This window comes from Phascolarctobacterium succinatutens YIT 12067, assembly GCF_000188175.1.
Taxonomy (GTDB): domain Bacteria; phylum Bacillota; class Negativicutes; order Acidaminococcales; family Acidaminococcaceae; genus Phascolarctobacterium_A; species Phascolarctobacterium_A succinatutens.
In genome coordinates this window covers 1-18,759 of record NZ_GL830849.1, presented here as the reverse complement: position 1 = coordinate 18,759, position 18,759 = coordinate 1, and the positions used below count along the sequence as shown (strand labels likewise).

Here is an 18,759-nt window from a genome sequence, read left to right as displayed (position 1 = left end):
TAAACTAATTATAGCACAATCATTCTCTTAAGCAAACGTTTTGCCACCAGCTATAAGCAAATTTTACCATAGAGGGAGGACACATATTGTCTTTCTCTAAAAATATTTTTGGCTTTTTCAGCATATTTCAGAGATAACAGGCGAAAATTTACGCCTGTTCAGTTTTAAGTGCAGGCAGAAAGCCGTCCAATGCTTCCAAAGCGCGTGCTGCAATCTGAGCGTTCTTTTCTCTCTTCTTGCGGATGCGTACAGTGAGCGGCGGAATGAGACCGAAGTTGATGTTCATCGGCTGGAAGTTTTCTATCGCCGGGTTACTGATGTAGTTGGCCAATGCTCCGTGCGCAGTTACCTCGGGCAATTCTACCTCCGGCAGCTCCAATACCGCTCTGGCAGCAGCTAAACCGGCCATCAGTCCGGATGCTGCCGATTCAACGTAGCCTTCTACACCTGTCATCTGTCCGGCAAAGTAGAAGCGCTTGTTATTGCGCAGGTTGAAGTGCTTATCCAAAAGCTGCGGCGAATTCAGGTAGGTGTTTTTGTGCATTACGCCGAAACGGACGAACTCTGCGTTCTCCAGACCGGGAATCATGCCGAAAACACGTCTTTGCTCCGGCCATTTGAGGTGTGTCTGGAAGCCTACCAGATTATAAAGGGAGGCAGCGGCGTTATCCTGACGCAGCTGTACTACTGCGTAGGCTTCTTTGCCGTTGCGCGGGTCAATGAGCCCTACAGGCTTCAGCGGACCGAAGCGCATGGTGTCCTCGCCTCTTGCAGCCATTTCCTCGATAGGCATGCAGGCTTCAAATACATCATGCTCAAAATCCTTAACGGGAGCGCTTTCCGCATTGCAGAGAGCTTCCCAGAAGGCAACGTATTCCTCCTTTGTGTAGAAGGGGCAGTTGAGGTAGTCGGCGCCGCCCTTGTCGTAGCGGGACGCACGGTAAACCTTGTCGTAGTCCAGGGAATCGGCGGTAACAATCGGTGCTGCCGCATCAAAGAAGTGCAGATAATCAGCCTGCAGCAGCTTTTTGATATCGGCGAAAAGCGCGTCGCTGGTCAGCGGGCCGCTGGCTACGATGACAGTGCCTTCGAGGCTTTCAAGATCGGTCACTTCTTCGTGGATAACGGTAACGAGCGGATTGGCCTTCACTGCTTCGGTTACGGCAGCGGCAAAGCCGTCGCGGTCAACAGCCAGAGCGCCGCCGGCAGGGACCTGATGCTCATCAGCTTTTTGCATGATGAGGGAGCCTAAACGGCGCATTTCTTCCTTCAGCAGGCCGACAGCGTTTTCAATGTTGGCTGCGCGCAGGGAGTTGCTGCATACAAGCTCGGCAAAATATGCGGTTTTATGTGCTTCGTCACTTTTTACGGGACGCATTTCGTACAGGATTACAGGGATACCGTGGCGCGTGAGCTGGGTAACGGCTTCGCAGCCTGCCAGACCCGCACCGATTACATGTACAGGAGAGATAGTCATTTATTCGTTGCTGCCTTTCTTAGTTGTAGTAGTTTTTTTCGTTACGATTGTTTTCTTTGCAGTAGCGGTTTTTTTAGCGGTAGTAGCTTTAGTAGCTGTAGTCTTTTTTGCTGCAGTGGTTTTGGTAGCAGTAGTTTTCTTAGCGGCAGTCTTTTTAGCCGCCGTAGTTTTCTTGGTTGCGGTGGTTTTAGCTTCCGTAGTCTTTGCTGCAGCGGTTTTGGAAGCATATACCGGTCTTGCCTTGGAGCATTCCGGGTTACTGCAGAACTTGCGCTTGCTGCCGTTGCGTTCAACGTGCTCTACCATCATAGCGCCGCAGTCCGGGCATTTTTCGTTAAGCGGCTTATCCCAGGTGGTGTAATCGCACTCGGGATATTTTTCGCAGCCATAGAATACCTTACCGGTTTTGCTCTTGCGTTCGAGGATATCGGCGCCGCACTTAGGACATTTTACACCAATCGGGTGCAGAATGGGTTTGGTATTGCGGCATTTGGGGAAGTTGGGGCAAGCCAGGAACTTGCCGAAGCGTCCCTCGCGGATAACCATCATGGTGCCGTCGTTGCACTTGTCGCAGGGAACGTCGGAGACCTCCAGCGGGATTTCGACAATAGGAATAGCCACGCCTGCGTGGTCCAGATCCTTTTTGAAGGGACCATAGAATTCGCTGAGAACTTCGTCCTTGGTGTGCTTCTTCTCGGCAACCTCATCCAGCTTTTCCTCCATCTGGGCGGTGAAGCCGATGTTGATGAGTCCCTTGAAATATTCGGTGAGCATATCTACGGTCATAATGCCAAGCTCGGTAACTAGCAGCTTTTTGGCCTCTTTGACAACGTAACCGCGTGTAAGCAGTGTAACGATGGTAGGTGCAAATGTGCTGGGGCGGCCGATGCCCTTCTCCTCCAGCTCTTTGATAAGCGTTGCTTCGGTGAAGTGCGCAGGCGGCTCGGTGAAGTGCTGCTCTGCCGGCATGAGCTTGTAAAGCAGCAGCTTGCTGCCGGGTTCAACGTAAGGAACCTTGGAGTCCTTTTCTTTATCGTCATATTTGCTGTGCAGCTGCAAGAAGCCCGGGAATTTCAGTACGGAGCCTGTTGCACGCAGTTGGTAGTCGGCGGCATCAATCGTCAGGGTGGTAACATCATAAACAGCGTCCGTCATCTGACTGGCAACAACGCGGTTCCAGATGAGCGTATACAGCTTCAGCTGGTCATTGGTGAGGTACTTCTGCATCTCGGCCGGGGTACGCATGACGCTGGTCGGACGAATCGCCTCATGTGCGTCCTGAGCGTTCTTTTTGGTGCTGTAATGGTTTTCCTTCGCCGGGCAGAATTCGCTGCCGATGTTTTGCTTGATATAGTCGCGGATTTCGGCAATGGCAACCTCTGCCAGACGCACGGAGTCGGTTCTCATGTAGGTAATCAGGCCGACGGAAGTTTTGCCCAGGGATACGCCTTCATAAAGCTGCTGTGCGAGCATCATGGTCTTTTTGGCGCTGAAGTTGAGCTTTTTGTTGGCCTCCTGCTGCATGCTGGAGGTAGTAAACGGCGGTACGGGGTGACGCTTGCGTTCCTTCTTTACTGCGTCGCTCACGATGTAATCGGCCTTGGACAGCGCTTCTTCCGCTGCTCTGGCCTCTGCCTCATTGTGCAGCTCCAGCTTTTTGCCTTTGTATTTTACTGCTTCCGCTTCAAAGAGCTGTCCCTTGCTGCCTTCACGCAACTTGGCGCTTAACGTCCAGTATTCTACCGGTACGAAATCTTCGATTTCACGGTCGCGGTCAGCAACGATTTTGGTAGCAACGGATTGTACGCGGCCGGCGCTCAGACCCTTGCGGATTTTGCGCCACAGCAGCGGGCTCAGCTGATAGCCTACGATGCGGTCTAAAATGCGGCGTGCCTGCTGTGCATCAACCATATCCATGTCAATGCAGCGCGGATGCTTGATAGCGTCCTTGACAGCGGCAGCGGTAATCTCATGAAATTCAATGCGGCAGGCAGATGTCGGGTCGATGCCCAGAATAAAAGCCAGATGCCAGCTGATTGCTTCACCCTCGCGGTCAGGGTCAGTTGCCAGTAAAACTTTGTCGGCTTTTTTTGCTTCTGTTTTCAGCGCTTTGATTAAATCGCCTTTACCGCGGATATTGATATATTTCGGCTCAAATTCGTTTGCATGCTCCTCGTCCGGCAGAAAGGTTACACCTAGGGTGCTTTTCGGCAGGTCGCGCAAGTGTCCCATAGAAGCCTTTACAGTATAGTTTTTGCCTAAAAATTTTTCGATAGTCTTGGATTTCGTAGGTGATTCCACGATAACCAGAGTCTTTGCCATTTATGTTCCTCCTACTTTCGGTAGTAACGCTGCGCCTGGTCTGTCGCCACCAGTCCGGCGGCCTGCAGGTCAAGCAGCTCCATGCTCACGGCAGCAAAAGCGGCTCCGCTCTGCTCCGTCAGCTTTTCTAAAGAAAGCGCTCCTGCCTGCAAAAGCGCAAGCAGCTTCGCTCCTAATTCCGTTGTGACAGGTGCGGGCGCAGGCTTTGGTTCCTGCGGCGCACAATCAAATATACTCGGCTGGGTTATGCAGCGGTTCATCGCCTGCTGCCAACTTCTTTTATCGTCTAAAATATCCTGTGGCATATCTACCAGCTTGGCACCGGTACGGATAAGCTCATGACAGCCTATGCTGCCGCCGTCGAAAATATTCCCCGGTACGCAGTATACCTCACGTCCCTCGTCGGCAGCGATATTCGCCGTAATTACAGCGCCGCTGCGCTTGCCTGCCTCTGCTACCAGTACGGCCTGCGACAGACCAACGATGATACGGTTGCGCGCAGGAAAATTTGCCGCTGCTGGCGGAACTCCCGGCGGATATTCCGTTACCAGTGCTCCCTGCTCGGCAATGCGGGCGAACAGCTTGGCGTTTTCGGGCGGATAGACAATATCCAACCCGCAGCCTAATACTGCCACCGTCGTACCTCCGGCCTGCAGGCAGGCCTCGTGTGCCGCCGTGTCGATGCCCTTGGCACCGCCGCTGATGATCGGTATGCCTTCGCGCGTCATCGTCTTGGCAAAGTAGCCTGCGGCACGCACGCCGTATTCGCTGCAGCGTCGTGAGCCGACGATGGCCAAAGCATAATTTGCCTGCGGCAGCTTGCCCTTGACGTACAAAACTAAGGGCTTGTCGCTTAATTGCTGCAGGCTCTGCGGATAGGCAGCGTCGGTATAGGCCAGTATCTGCACGCCGTTATGACGGCAGAAGTAATCCAGCCTTTGCGGCAGACGCGCATCACGGTTGCTGATAAAGCTTTGCACTGCTCGCGGCGTACAGAGGCCGGTTGCCGTAAGCGTGGCGGCACTCGCTTCAAAAACAGCACGGGCACTGCCCAGAGCGTTAATCAGATCAGGTATTCTGCTGCGTCCCAGACCGGGGACAACAGCGCAGACAGCGGCAAGGTATAAGGTGGTATCCATAAGGTCACACTCCTCCTGTAATAAATACATGATTATGCAGTCAGAGCGGAACTACATGCCACAGCCTTCATAATATGCGATTTTCTTACATTATAATGATGAAATTCGTATTGGTCAAGTAAATTAATTATACAATAGAAGAAATTGTCAGCCAAATGCGGGGCAAATTCTTCACGAAAAGGCCCAAACATCGGCCTATATACAACAAAAGGACTCCCTCATCCGAAGGAGTCCGAAAATTATTTTTGCAGTCTTTGCATAACGTAGTCGACAATCTGCTGTGCTGCCAAAGGATGTGCGTGCTCACTGCAGGCTGCTGCCTCACGCGGGCTTACCGTGCTGTTTTTGATGTGCTGCACCAGCTCGTCGGTAGAACGTGCTACCAGAGCGCCGCAATACTGCTGCAGGAAAGCTGCGTTGCCCTCCTCCTGCCCCGGCAGCGGCTTGTAGATTAAAAGGTCCAGTCCGCTCGCCAGCACCTCGGCAGAGGTTAAACCGCCGGCCTTGGTGATAATCATATCAGCGCCGGCCATGAGCTGTGGTACGTCCTCACGGAAGCCGTAGATTTCGGCAGTAGCGCCGTATTTGGCTTGCAGCTGTGCCGCTAACGCTTCGTTGTGGCCTGTGACAGCAACAACGCGCAGGTTTTTCAGAGCGGCGCGCTGCAGTGCCGTGATTATCTCGGCCATCGGCAGCAGGCCCTCGCCCCCGCCCATCAGCAGGCAGACGCGTTCGGTTTCGTCCCAGCCGAAGAACTCGCGGCATTTCTGCTTGTCATGCTTAATCATAAACTGCTGACGCACGGGAATGCCCGTAGCCTGAATGTCGGCATCGGTAGCGAGCTTGTCACGCAGCAGCTCGTCGGCGATAAAATAGGTATCCACACCGTCGCAAACCCACCAGCGGTGAATCGTAAAGTCGGTCACTACAGCACCGAGCCAAAGCTTGGGATGCTGCTTTTTGTAATAGCCGATGATGCCTGCGGGTGTAGCGTGCGTAGCGATTACCGCATCAGGCTGTACGCTGCGCAGATAGCTGCCTCCTAACCACGCCAACAGGCGGTTTAAAAGCTCACGCATCCATAAAGAGCCGCCCTGCTTGTTGCCCCAGCTGTAGGCCAGCTTATAAAGCCAGGGGCAGCATTTTAAAATCCACAGGTAGGTGCCGAGAAAGACCTTGCCCAGAAACTGCGGGAAGAAGTCGAAGATGTTGCCGTGGATGACCTCAACCTCCGGACGGTCGGCTAAGGCTTGCTCCAGCGCTTCGGCTGCCAGCCTGTGTCCCGAGCCTATGGGTGCCGAAAGCAGGAGCACATTATATTTTTTTCGTGTTTCGTGCATATGTATCACCATCTATATTGTATCGTAAATATAGCTAATCGGAATTTTTTTGCGAAAAAAGCTTGCTATCATAGCCTTTATATTGTATCATATTTTTAACTACAATCAATAGTTAATGTTCTCGCAAAGAGTAAAATTCGTGAGAAATTTTTGGGAGGCTCATCAAATGACTACAAGAAGACCTGTTGAAAGCTTTAGCTTTCCTGTAGAAAAAATTAAAGAAGGTTATTATACTGACGCATATTTTATGCGTTCCGAAGAAATCTTAAACGGTGATAATTATCATCCGCGTGTGCTGATGCAGGTGTTCGCCCGTGACCATGTTGTTGTTTGCGGTACCGACGAGGTCATTGCTCTGATCCGTCAATGCGCTTTCCATCCGGAAACTATCGAAATTCATTCCCTGCGTGACGGCGAAGAGGTTGACGAGTGGGAAACCGTTATGACTATCGAAGGCGATTATGCCGACTTTGCGCATCTGGAAACCATCTATCTGGGTATTCTGGCACGCCAGAGCCGCATTGCTACAAATGTTCGCCGCGTAGTGAAGGCTGCCAACGGCAAGCCGGTGCTTTTCTTCCCTGCACGTTATGATATTTACCAGACTCAGGAATCCGACGGCTATGCAGCTTTGGTTGGCGGCATCCACGGCTTCTCTACCGATGCCAATGCTCTGGCAGCAGGCGGCAAGGGTTTGGGTACTATCCCCCATGCATTGATTGCTTCCTACAAGGGTGACACTGTCGCTGCTACCGAAGCATTCGATAAATATGTTGATCCGTCTATCGCACGTATCGCTCTGGTTGATTTTGACAACGACTGCGTAAACACTTCTCTGGCTGTGGCCCGCAAGCTGGGCAAAAAGCTCGCAGGTGTGCGTCTGGATACCTCCGGCAGCATGGTTGACAAGAGCCTGTGGACTCAGATTGGTACCTTTAAGCCGACCGGTGTTTGCAAGGAGCTGGTTTGCAACGTTCGCCGTGCGCTGGATGCCGAGGGCTTCAACCACGTTAAGATTATCGTCTCCGGCGGCTTTGACGCTGAGCGCGTAGCAGCCTTTGAGGAAATGGGCGTGCCTGTTGATACCTATGCAGTAGGTTCTTCCTTCTTCGACGGCAACATCAACTATACTGCGGATATCGTTAAGGTTGATGGCAAGGACTGCGCTAAGGCCGGCCGTAAATACAATCCTAACCCCAAAATGGAGCTTGTAAAATAATTTGCAACAATGAGGTTGCAGTGCGAAAGTGCTGCAGCCTTTTTTGCTATCCTAATGAAGGAAATATGGCTATCAGCAAGAATACTTACTACGGGAAACAAAATGTCCCTTCAGTCAGGAAAAATTACGGCCACTCATTTCGTGTGGAACCAAGACGAAGCGGCGCAAAACTCGCGCGAAGCCAAGAGATTCTGCAATATGAGTTTGCATAGCGCTCAGACATTGCGCCCCTTCTGTGGTTCCAGACACTCATTCGCTGTAATTTTTTCCTTACGCGACATTCCATTCCCATATTCATAAATCTTAGCTTTGATATACCATGTGATTATCACAATTTCATCTACATAAAAAGGAGAACCCACTATGTCATTGAATACAACTCCCGCTGCCGAGCGTATCCACATCGGTATCTTCGGCAAGCGTAATGCCGGCAAGTCCAGCCTAATCAACGCCATCACCAGTCAGGAGCTTGCCATTGTCAGCGAACAAAAGGGCACCACTACCGACCCTGTATATAAGGCTATGGAGCTTTTGCCCCTCGGCCCCGTAATGATTATCGATACCCCCGGCCTCGACGATGAAGGCGAGCTGGGCGCGCAGCGCATCGCCAAGGCTCAGCAGGTGCTGAATAAGTGCGACATCGCTCTGCTCGTAGTAGATGCCAGTGTTGGCCTCAGCGAAGCGGATAAAGCACTGTGGCAGCAGCTGCAGGCGAAAAAACTGCCCTCCATCCTTGTGCTGAACAAAGTAGAACTGTTAGACGAAATGCGCCAGGCACTGCTCACTATGGAGGCCATGAAGCTCACTAAGCAATGCTTCCTTGTCAGCGCCATCACCAACCGTAACATCAACGAGCTGAAGGAGGCTATCGCTGCTTTGCGCCCGCGTGAGGTAGAACGCCAGCTGCTTGGCGATTTGATTAAGCCCTGCGACATCGTAGTGCTCGTAACGCCGATTGACAGCGCCGCCCCCAAGGGCAGATTGATACTGCCGCAGCAGCAGGTACTGCGCAACGTGCTCGACAACAAGGGCATTACCGTAACTGTGCAGGAAAGCGAACTGGCGGAAGCACTGGCACGCCTCGCCTTCCCGCCCAAGCTCGTTGTAACCGACAGTCAGGCCTTCGGCGCAGTCAGCAAAATCGTACCGCCCACCATTCCGCTCATCTCCTTCTCCATCCTCATGGCGCGCTACAAGGGCACGCTCAGCGCAGCCGTGAAGGCAGTGCGTGTGCTCGATACAGTGCAGGATGGCGATAAGATACTCATCAGCGAGGGCTGCACACACCACCGCCAATGTCAGGACATCGGCACAGTAAAGCTTCCCGGCTGGATTCGCAGCTTCACCAAAGCGGAGCCTGAATTCTGCTTCAGCAGCGGCACGGAATTCCCTGAGGATTTGTCACAATATAAACTTGTAGTGCATTGCGGTGGCTGCATGCTCAACGAACGCGAAATGCAAAGCCGCAGCGAATGTGCTGCAGCGCAGAACGTCCCCATGACCAACTACGGCATTGCTATTGCCTATATGCACGGCATTTTAAAGCGCAGCGTCGCTCCCCTGCCGGATATCGCCAAGCTGCTGGAGTAAAGCTTCAGCTGAACAGGAGAAAGTGAGGGTATGAACCATGCACAGTTTTTTATATTATTACCTGATCTTCATCAACTGCACCGCCTTTGTCGTCTACGGTGCAGATAAAGCCTTCGCCAAGCTGCACAGCTGGCGTGTGCCGGAAATAGTGCTGCTGTTTTTGGCAGCGCTCGGCGGCAGCGCAGGCGCATTTATCGCCATGCAGCTTTTCCGCCATAAGACACAGCATTTGAAGTTTATCTTCGGCGTACCGCTCATTTTCTTTCTGCAGGTAGCAGTCATCAGCTATTTTTTCTATAAGGGCTGAGCGCTCACTAAAAACCGTACAAACCGTACAAAACCGTACAACCCCTTGCTGCATAAGGCTTTGGGGCTGTACGGTTTTTGTGTTGCACTTATAACTCCGCAACCTTCGGCGGATACTTTGCTTCAAAAGCGCGCAATACACCAAGCAGTCTTTCGTCCAGATAGCTCATACCCTGCTCCCGTAGTTTTTGTGGTATGCCGTAGTAGCATTCTGCTACCGCACCGGTGATTGCTGCCAGTGTGTCGCTGTCACCGCCGATAGAAATAGCATTACGGATAGCATCTTCATAGCTTGTCGACTCAAAGAAGGCCATCAATGCCTGCGGTACGGTATGCTGGCAGGTTTCGTTGAACATATAGGAATCGCGGATACCGTCGAGCGTGAAGTCCATAGGATAATAGTTGGCATTAATATAATCCCTGATAGCTTGCATAGTTGCGCCCTGCTTGGCCATAAATGCTGTCACAGCAGTTGCCTCCGCTCCCTTGATGCCTTCCGGATGGTTGTGCGTCACGTCCGTCACCATCAGCGAAAGCTGTTTGACCTGCTCTAGGGTATTCGTAGCATAAACAATACCGCTCACGCGCATTGCCGAACCATTGCCATAGCTGTTATAAGGCTGCGGGTCGTCAAAATAAAGCCAGCAGGAAAAGGTTCTGCCATAACCGGCATCAGGATATGCCTCACCCAAAGCACGCATTTTTGCTACAGCCTGCTCGCGCAAATCGCTGAAATCAGGCTTGCTCTCCAAAAGCGCCTCACATAACGCCAAAGACATTACGCTGTCATCTGTGAAAAAGCAGTCATTAGTAAAAAACTCAAAATCCTTCGCTTTGTAATTATCCCATTCAAAACGTGAACCGACAATATCGCCAATAATTGCACCTAGCATTGTATACGCCTCCACTCATTTGTTATGTGTATATTATAGCATAATCGTCTAAGCCGTACATCATAACAAAAACCGTACACGCGCAAAGGCTTGCCCGGCCTGCGTTTGTACGGTTTTCTGCGACAGCAATAATATACATATAAACATATACAGAAACGCTCTGCCAACCTTGCGGTCAGCAGAGCGTTTTATTGTGTCAGTTTTAAGCCTCAGCTTATTTGAAGTAGCTTACGCCGGACAGGAAAATCTTCTGATCCTTGTCGCCCGCAATGTTGCGGAACAGGCCCGGAGCAAAACGCTCGCTGTGGCCCATCTTGCCGAGGATACGTCCGTCGGGGCTGGTGATGCCTTCGATAGCATACAGGCTGCCGTTCGGGTTGAACGGAGTGTTCATGGTCGGTACGCCCTGAGCATTTACATACTGGGTAGCAACCTGGCCGTTAGCGAACAGCTCTTTGATAGTGCTTTCCGGAGCGTAGAAGCGGCCTTCGCCGTGGGATACGGCAACAGCATGCTCTTCGCCTGGTTCGCACAGGCTGAACCACGGAGATTTGTTGGAAACAACTCTGGTGGTAACAATCTGGGAAATATGACGGCCGATGTTGTTGAAGGTCAGTGTCGGTGCATCGCTGGTCATATCGCGGATATCGCCGTACGGAACGAGGCCGAGCTTAATCAATGCCTGGAAGCCGTTGCAGATACCCAGCATCAGGCCATCGCGGTTTTCCAAGAGGTCGCTGATTGCTTCCTTGATGCGCGGGTTGCGGAACATGGTAGCGATGAACTTGCCGCTGCCGTCAGGCTCGTCACCGGCGCTGAAGCCACCGGGAATCATCACAATCTGGGAGTTGTTGATATATTTAACCATTGCTTCTACGGATTCTTCGATAGCAGCAGCGGTAAGGTTGCGCACGATGAAGGTGTTAGCTTCGGCACCTGCAGCTTCAAAAGCACGGGCGCTGTCGTATTCGCAGTTGTTGCCGGGGAATACGGGGATGAATACGCGCGGTTTGGCGATATTCACCGGAGCGGTCAAAGTCAGCTCGCTCTTGTACAGCGGCATAGCGATGTCAGCAGGCTCTTCTGCCTTCGGAGTGCTGTCCGGGAAGATGCCCAGCAGCGGCTCGCGGTATGCGGCAAAGGCTTTCTCAGCGTCAATCTTGGTGTCGTTGATGGTGATGCCTGCTTCGGCAGTAGTGTGGCCGAGCAGCATGTAATCCAGACCTTCGAACAGCTCTTCCGGTTCTACGCCGGCTGCCAGCTCGAGGACCATGCCGCCTGGCTGCAGAGTGAAGAGGCTGTCGGTATCGTGGAACGGTTTGATAAATTCAAAGCCAAGCTCGTTGCCCAGGCTCATGGTGGTTACCAGTGCAGCTACGCCGCCCTCTTTAACAGCGGCAGCAGCAGCAATCTTGCCTGCTTCCATAGCCTTGTGTACAGCGGTCAGGTTTTCCTTCAGCACTGCAAAGTCCAGTACTTCTGCACTATTGCGCGGGCAGGACAGGAAGATTACCTTGTCGCCTGCTGCCTTGAAGTCGGCAGATACAGCCTTGTTGCCGTCGATTACGCCTACTGCGAAGGAAACGAGTGTCGGCGGAACGGTTTTATCCATGAAGGTACCGCTCATGCTGTCCTTGCCGCCGATTGCCGGCAGGTCCAGAGCATCAAGTGTGGTGAAGGCGCCCAGCAGTGCGCTGAACGGCTGGCCCCAGCTGTTGGCATCATGCAGTTTCGGGAAGTACTCCTGCAGAGTCAGGCGCAGCTTAGCGGGGTCAGCACCCAGAGCTACGGCACGAACTACGGATTCGGTTACAGCGTACATAGCGCCATGGAACGGGCTCCAGCAAGCAACGTTCGGGTTGTAGCCGCAGGCCATTACGCTTGCTGCGGTGGTGTTGCCGTGCAGTACGGGGATGCGGCCTACCATACCCTCGCTCGGAGTGAGCTGGGTTTTGCCGCCGAACGGCATCATTACGGTGCCACGGCCGATGGTGCTGTCAAAACGCTCGGACAGGCCCTTTTCGCTGCAGACATTCAGACGGCCTAGGTTAGCCAGCCATGCAGCTTCAAGGTCAGCAGCGGAGGTTACTTCGGCAGGAACCTGCTCGAATACGTTGTCCTCTTTTTCTTCGCTTACTACGATATTGGTGTGTTGTGCAACGCCGTTGGTATCGAGGAAAGCGCGGGACAGGTCAACAATTTTATCGCCACGCCAGAACATAACCAGGCGCGGTTCTTCGGTAACGTCGGCAACAACAGTTGCTTCCAGGTTTTCTTCGTCAGCATATTTGATGAAGGCGTCGCGGTCAGCGGCAGCGATAACAACAGCCATACGCTCCTGAGATTCGGAGATAGCCAGCTCGGTGCCGTCCAGGCCTTCATATTTCTTGGGAACCTTATCTAGGTCAATAACAAGACCGTCGGTCAGCTCGCCGATAGCAACGGATACACCGCCTGCACCGAAGTCGTTGCAGCGTTTGATCATTGCGGTTACGGCAGGGTTGCGGAACAAACGTTGGATTTTGCGTTCGGTTGGAGGATTACCCTTCTGTACCTCTGCGCCACAGCTCATGAGGGAGTCAACGGTGTGCTCCTTAGAGGAACCGGTTGCACCGCCGCAGCCGTCACGACCGGTTTTGCCGCCCAGCAGCACTACGATATCGCCGGCAGCGGGACGCTCACGGCGAACTGCGCTACGGGGAGCAGCGCCGATTACGCCGCCGATTTCCATACGCTTCGCAACAAATTTATCATGATAGTATTCCTGTACATGGCCGGTTGCCAGACCGATCTGGTTGCCGTAGGAGCTGTAGCCTGCAGCTGCGCCGATGGTAATCTTGCGCTGAGGCAGCTTGCCGGGCAGGGTTTCGCTTATTGGGGTGCGCGGGTCAGCACTGCCGGTTACACGCATAGCCTGATATACATAGGAACGGCCGGACAGCGGGTCGCGGATTGCACCGCCGAGGCAGGTTGCAGCGCCGCCGAACGGTTCGATTTCGGTCGGATGGTTATGGGTTTCGTTTTTGAACATTACCAGCCACTCTTCAGTCTTGCCGTCGATTTCGATAGGCACAACGATAGAGCATGCATTGATTTCTTCTGACTGGTCAAGGTCAGCTAGCTTGCCTTCCTTGCGCAGCTTCTTCATGCCGATTACGGCAATGTCCATCAGGGTTACCGGACGCTCGGTGTCTTCACCGTAAACCTCGTCACGGGCAGCCATGTATTTGTCATAAGCCTCTTGTACAGGCTGGGTAAAGGTGCCGGGAACGATATCTACATCTTCAATCTGAGTCATGAAGGTGGTATGACGGCAGTGGTCGGACCAGTAGGTATCCAGCACACGGATTTCGGTAATAGTAGGCTCGCGGTGTTCTTCGTTGAAGTATTTCTGGCACCACAGCAGGTCGTCCAGGCTCATAGCCAGGCCCATGGATTGGCGCAGTGCTTCCGCTTCTTCTTCGGACATGGTCAGGAAACCGGTAACGGATTTAACCTTTTCCGGCTCCTCGCAGGTGCTGATGAGGGTTTCGGGTTTAGCCTGCTCAGCCTCACGCGCTTCAATCGGGTTGATGCAGTAAGCCTTGATTTTTTCGACTTCTTCCGCAGTCAGCTTGCCTTCCAGCACATATACCTTAGCAGCAGCAACCATCGGGCGCTCCTTTTGGGTAATCAGCTGGATACATTGTTCGGCAAAATCCTCACGCTGGTCGTATTGACCGGGCAGCAGCTCTACGGCGAAGGCAGCCTCGCCTGCAGCCAGCGGCAGCTCCTCTTCTACGACATTGTCGACAGGCGGCTCGGACAGCACCAGCTGTTTAGCCATAGCGAATTCCTCATCGCTCAGGCCCATCACGTCATAGCGGTTAACGATACGCATACCGGTAAGATTGCTCATACCAAGGTTGTTGCGCAGATCTGCAAGCAAGCCATGTGCTTCGACAGCAAAGGCATCCTTCTTTTCTACAAAAAGTCTTCTAATGTTACTCATATACACGGCCTCCAATGTAATTTTTTCGAGGTGAATACTTGCTATTTATGTTTCTATTTTAACACACTTCGGCGTTTTATCCAATATGGATAGCGATAAATATAGGCATATTAGTGAACATTTTTCAGTTTTAACTAAAAATAATTCGGAAAATCGGCCATAATGCAAAAATGGCCACCATGAAAGATGACCATAATTTTATTGAACAGGATGTTTGTGATAACGCTTGTTATTTGGCAAACTCTTGGCTTACCTTAGCAATCGCTTTTACCGTAGCGCGGATATCTGACTGCGCCAGTATGCCGCTGACTATGGCTGCGCCGTCAGCGCCTGCCGCGCGCACCTCGCGGTAATTGTCCGCAGTTACGCCGCCGATGCCGACAACAGGCAGTCCCTTCTCCCTGCAGATAGCAGCTAAACCATCAGTACCAAGCTTTTGCACGTCTGCCTTGGTAGCAGTGCCGAAGACAGCGCCGCAGCCAAGGTAATCCGCACCGTTTTGCAGCGCCGCTTTAGCCTCCGCCGGATTGTGCGCCGAAACGCCGATGAGATAATCCTCACCCAGAATCTTGCGCGCCGCAGCGCAGGGAAGGTCGTCCTGCCCCAGGTGTACACCTGCTGCCCCCACCGCCATGGCGATATCCAGACGGTCGTTGATAATCAGCGGCACATTAAAGCTGTCGCACAGTGCTTTCAGCTGCAGCGCTTCGGCGTACATTTCCGCACTGGATGCTGTCTTGGCACGGTACTGCACCAGCGTCACGCCGCCTTCGAGCGCCTCACGCACGCAGTCAATAAGCGTCCTTCCCTGCAGGCAGCCATCGTCCGTAACCAGATAAATACTGTAATCAGGCTGTGCTTTCATCAGGACACCTTTTCCTCCGGCTTAAGATTTACTAGATTCCACTTCGTAGTTACATGGTAAATGGCGTCAATCAGGCGTACCTTGAACATGCCGGGGCCGTCCTTCTTCTCGAGGAAGTTGGCAGCCAGCTCGGCGCTCTGGCCCATGATTACTACGCCCAGTGCTGCCGCAACGAGCATATCCTTGGTAATAGCGGCGCAGCAGGCAACTAAGGTAGTAGTCATGCAGCCGCTGCCGGTGATATCCTGCATTAGCGGGTGACCGTTGTTCAGTACAACAGCCTGCTTGCCGTTGCTGATGTTGTCTATCGGGCCGGTGACAGCAAACACGCAGCCGAATTTGGCAGCAGCATCCTTAGCGGTGCGCAGTGCTTCGCCCTCTTCGGTGCCCTGCTCCATATTGTCCACGCCACGGCCGCCGGTTGCACCCAGCAGCAGCGCCTGGCATTCGCTGTGGTTGCCGCGCACGATGTCAATATAGCCTGCGTTCAGCAGCTTCAGCGCGAAGTTCAGACGTACGGTAGAAGCCATTACGCCCACGGGGTCCAGTACTACGGGGATGCCCTTGGTTTTGGCCGCCTGCGCCGCACGCTCCATAGCAATTTGCTTATTGAAGCTCAGCGTACCAAGATTCAGCACCAGTGCGTCGGCACCGGCAGTAATTTCGATAACTTCCTCCGGCTCATCAGCCATTACAGGAGAAGCACCTGCTGCCAGTGCAGCATCTGCACAGCTTTCCGCCGTAACGTAATTAGTAATTTCGTGGATGACAGGTCTTGCCTTACGCAGCTTGTCAACCAGCTCGCCAAAAGTATTTTTTAAGTCCATTAGTCTAAGATACCAGCCTTTCTGTATAAATCAACAAAATGATGCGTCGGTCCGCAGCCGCTACCTAGTTCAATGCCATGCTCGATGGCTTCGGTAACGTAGGCCTTGGAGGTGCGTACTGCCTCAGGCAGCACCAACCCCTTGGCCAGATTTGCCGCCAGACTGCTCGAAAGCGTGCAGCCTGTGCCATGAGTATTTTTCGTAGGGATGCGCTTGCCGGGGAACCACGTTTCCGTGCTGCCGTCAAAGAGCAAATCATCCGCTGTATCGCTCAAATGACCGCCTTTTACGAGCACAGCCTTCGCTCCCAGAGTAATAATTTTTTCCGCTACGGCGCGCATCTGCGCCTTTTCCGTAACCTGCATGCCGGTAATTGCCTCTGCTTCCGGCAGGTTGGGCGTAACCAGCGTAGCCAACGGCAGCAGCTCCTTAATCAGCGTTTCGCAGGCCTCCGGTGCCAGCAGCGGATAACCGCTTTTGGAAATCATTACCGGGTCCACCACGATAATGCGTGGCTGATAACGGCGCAGGCAGGCGGCAATCGTGCGGATAATCTCCGGCTGCGATACCATGCCTATTTTTACTGCGTCCACATGGATATCATCAAAAATGGCAGCAATCTGCGCTTCTACGATATCACAGTCAATATTTTGTACTGCGGTAACACCACAGGTGTTTTGTGCCGTAACGGCGGTAATGACGCTCATACCGAAGGTACCGTGAGCGGCAAAGGTCTTTAAATCGGCCTGAATTCCCGCGCCACCGCTGGAATCACTGCCGGCAATCGTCAGCAAATTCTTCATCTGCTTTCTGCCTCCTTTAATGCGCACTCAACGCGCGCATGTATTTTCTTTGTTTTGGCCGGAGTAATCGAACAGACCGTCGTTCTTTTCCTCCAACGCTTTGATAATATGATAGGTATATTCGTTGTAGGGTGTGGGAATCCCCAGCTCCTTGCCCATCGCCATCAGAGCACCGGAGAACATATCAATCTCAGTGTGTCTGCCTGCGTCCAGATCCTGCAGCGTAGAATAGCGCACGGATGGCGGAACGGCGCTGCCACGACCGGAGCTTGCGGGACATTTGCTCATATCAATGCCCTTGGCGGCGGCGATGTCCTCCAGTTCACGGCGCAGTCCTTCCTTAATCGCACGCATATGCTCACTGTCCCGGTAGCAGCCAAGACCTGCCCCAATAACAGCCTGCGGCAGATTGTTGCAGACGTTCAGGCGGAACTTGCACCAGATTTCTTCATTAATGCAATCCGTATGGCGGATATGGATATCGGCGCTGCGCATAAGCGCTTCAATCGCCAGCACACGCTCACTCTCAAACGGTGCCTGCGCTTCGCCGAAAACAATACCGATAGTCTTTTCCGGGTTGAAGCGCACACCGTTGCCATCGTGGCGCGATGCAATCTTGATCAGTGCAGGCAGAATCTGCTTGCTGTCGATAGCGCCGGCAATAATTTTCTCACTGTCCACGCCGTTCATCAGGCTCATGACAGTGGTATTAGGGCCAACTGCCTCGCGGATGCTTGCCAGTGCGCCGGGCAGAGCGCCGTATTTCAAAGCGACAATCAACAGATCTACGCCCTTGGCTTCCTGCGGGCTCCACACCTGCGGATGGTAGGTTACGTTGTTGATGCTGCAGCCCTCGTCACGCAAACGCGCAGCACGGCTGCCTTCGGCGATAATGCCGAATCTGATATCGGGGAGCTTGCTCAGTCCCCAGATTATATAAGAGCCTACGGCTCCTGCTCCTAAAAGTGCGACAGATTTTATCTCCATGCTTATCACTCCTTATTGCTTGCGAAGAAGCGCTGCAGGCCGGGGCGGAATTTATTTCGCTGAGGCTTTAACGCTCATTGCAGTAAAGCTAATTATACATTATATATTATAGCATATCGGGGCGCATAAAAAAACAGCAGCGAAGTGCAAGGCACGAGCTGCTGTGAAGAACGGATGAAATTTATAGTATATATGGAAGAAGTTTTTATGCTGTCAGCTTGGAGGCAAGCTCACGTACCTCTGCTTCCGATAGTTTAGAGTGACGTACGGTGAATTCGATGCTCATACCGTCAGCCAGTAAGCCTTTGGCAAGCTCTATTCTGTTTGTCTGCTCTTTTTTCTCAGCTTCTTTCGCTAATGCTTCTGCCTTTCTTGCAGCATATTCTTCAACTGCCTTCGCTGCTGCTTCTGCCTTTCTTGCAGCATATTCTTCAATTACGTCAGTCATTTTTTCTTCGCCCTCCTTACTGTATTTCAAAAATTCCATGCGCTCGGCAAATTCTTGGTAATGTAAATTTTTAGGCTCTGTGCAGTATAAGTCATGCATGAGCTTGCCCAGCGCTGTATTATCACGGCGCTGACTGTTGACATAAATAATATGCGAACCATCTTCAAAATCTTTGGTGCTTTGCTTAATCGTTCGTCTTATGTCATATAACGGCAAATTGTCGCGCAAGACATCATTTTCTGTGATAAAAATTACATAGGTATCCGGTAGTTCTTCATAGAGCTTACTTGGCTGCAGAAAATGCGTATCAAGGATACTGCTGTAAAATCTGGCACGTCTTGCCGGAGCGCCTTCATCGCTTCTCTGCACCTCTACGTTAAAATAACGTCCTTTGCTATCCTGCGCTAAAATATCCAGCTGAGAAGAATGTCCGTAGATATTTCGGATAAAGCTCTGAATCCTGACATTCCTCACCTTAATTTTATCATCTCCCAGAATAATGCGCAAGAAAACCTGCGCTGCTGGCCGCGTCAGTTTACTGTAGGAATCAAA

The 18,759-nt window shown here is 52.4% G+C and carries 14 protein-coding genes; 3 read left to right on the top strand and 11 right to left on the bottom strand.

The genetic code is table 11. The features are described 5' to 3' along the window. Positions 1 to 148: 148 nt before the first annotated feature. From trmFO to HMPREF9443_RS00915, 4 genes are all read right to left on the bottom strand, one after another. Positions 149 to 1,477 carry a methylenetetrahydrofolate--tRNA-(uracil(54)-C(5))-methyltransferase (FADH(2)-oxidizing) TrmFO gene (trmFO, locus tag HMPREF9443_RS00930; protein ID WP_009144604.1) on the bottom strand — a complete coding sequence of 443 codons (1,329 nt, stop codon included), beginning with the start codon at positions 1,475 to 1,477 and terminating at the stop codon, positions 149 to 151. Beyond that, positions 1,478 to 3,799, bottom strand: coding sequence for a type I DNA topoisomerase (topA, locus tag HMPREF9443_RS00925; protein ID WP_009144603.1), 2,322 nt, complete (start codon positions 3,797 to 3,799; stop codon positions 1,478 to 1,480). It abuts the gene before it with no gap. Positions 3,800 to 3,810: 11 nt separating this feature from the next. After that, on the bottom strand, positions 3,811 to 4,938 hold the full coding sequence (gene dprA / locus HMPREF9443_RS00920) for a DNA-processing protein DprA (RefSeq protein ID WP_050787082.1): 1,128 nt from the start codon (positions 4,936 to 4,938) through the stop codon (positions 3,811 to 3,813). 239 nt (positions 4,939 to 5,177) lie between these two features. Next, positions 5,178 to 6,290 (bottom strand): MGDG synthase family glycosyltransferase, encoded by a 1,113-nt coding sequence (locus HMPREF9443_RS00915; protein WP_009144600.1) that lies wholly within the window; start codon positions 6,288 to 6,290, stop codon positions 5,178 to 5,180. A 154-nt stretch (positions 6,291 to 6,444) separates the two neighbouring features. Here HMPREF9443_RS00915 and HMPREF9443_RS00910 point away from each other — a divergent pair, with 154 nt between their 5' ends. From HMPREF9443_RS00910 to HMPREF9443_RS00900, 3 genes are all read left to right on the top strand, one after another. After that, positions 6,445 to 7,497, top strand: a complete 1,053-nt coding sequence (locus HMPREF9443_RS00910) for a nicotinate phosphoribosyltransferase (protein WP_040564563.1) — start codon at positions 6,445 to 6,447, stop codon at positions 7,495 to 7,497. A 363-nt stretch (positions 7,498 to 7,860) separates the two neighbouring features. Continuing rightward, on the top strand, positions 7,861 to 9,087 hold the full coding sequence (gene hydF / locus HMPREF9443_RS00905; RefSeq protein WP_009144597.1) for a [FeFe] hydrogenase H-cluster maturation GTPase HydF: 1,227 nt from the start codon (positions 7,861 to 7,863) through the stop codon (positions 9,085 to 9,087). A gap of 37 nt (positions 9,088 to 9,124) precedes the next feature. Then, entirely contained in the window at positions 9,125 to 9,394 is a 270-nt protein-coding gene (locus tag HMPREF9443_RS00900) for a DUF1294 domain-containing protein (RefSeq protein WP_009144596.1), read from the top strand. An 88-nt stretch (positions 9,395 to 9,482) separates the two neighbouring features. On the opposite strand, the gene HMPREF9443_RS00895 is transcribed toward HMPREF9443_RS00900, so the two are convergent. The 7 genes from HMPREF9443_RS00895 to HMPREF9443_RS00865 all read right to left on the bottom strand — a co-directional run. After that, entirely contained in the window at positions 9,483 to 10,286 is an 804-nt protein-coding gene (locus HMPREF9443_RS00895; protein ID WP_009144595.1) for an ADP-ribosylglycohydrolase family protein, read from the bottom strand. 214 nt (positions 10,287 to 10,500) lie between these two features. Further along, positions 10,501 to 14,277, bottom strand: coding sequence for a phosphoribosylformylglycinamidine synthase (locus HMPREF9443_RS00890; RefSeq protein ID WP_009144594.1), 3,777 nt, complete (start codon positions 14,275 to 14,277; stop codon positions 10,501 to 10,503). A 229-nt stretch (positions 14,278 to 14,506) separates the two neighbouring features. Continuing rightward, positions 14,507 to 15,142, bottom strand: a complete 636-nt coding sequence (gene thiE, locus HMPREF9443_RS00885; RefSeq protein WP_009144592.1) for a thiamine phosphate synthase — start codon at positions 15,140 to 15,142, stop codon at positions 14,507 to 14,509. Beyond that, positions 15,142 to 15,969: a hydroxyethylthiazole kinase gene (thiM, locus tag HMPREF9443_RS00880; protein ID WP_009144591.1), complete on the bottom strand. Its 828-nt coding sequence runs from the start codon at positions 15,967 to 15,969 to the stop codon at positions 15,142 to 15,144. Before thiM ends, thiE begins: the two co-directional genes overlap by 1 nt. Beyond that, a complete protein-coding gene (gene thiD, locus HMPREF9443_RS00875) occupies positions 15,969 to 16,772 on the bottom strand; it encodes a bifunctional hydroxymethylpyrimidine kinase/phosphomethylpyrimidine kinase (protein ID WP_040564558.1) in 804 nt (267 codons plus the stop codon). Before thiD ends, thiM begins: the two co-directional genes overlap by 1 nt. A 27-nt stretch (positions 16,773 to 16,799) precedes the next feature. After that, complete coding sequence (locus HMPREF9443_RS00870; protein WP_009144589.1) at positions 16,800 to 17,759, bottom strand: ketopantoate reductase family protein; 960 nt, start codon at positions 17,757 to 17,759, stop codon at positions 16,800 to 16,802. A gap of 205 nt (positions 17,760 to 17,964) precedes the next feature. Beyond that, positions 17,965 to 18,759 (bottom strand): Rpn family recombination-promoting nuclease/putative transposase (locus HMPREF9443_RS00865; RefSeq protein ID WP_009144588.1); only part of this gene is annotated, 795 nt, incomplete at its 5' end.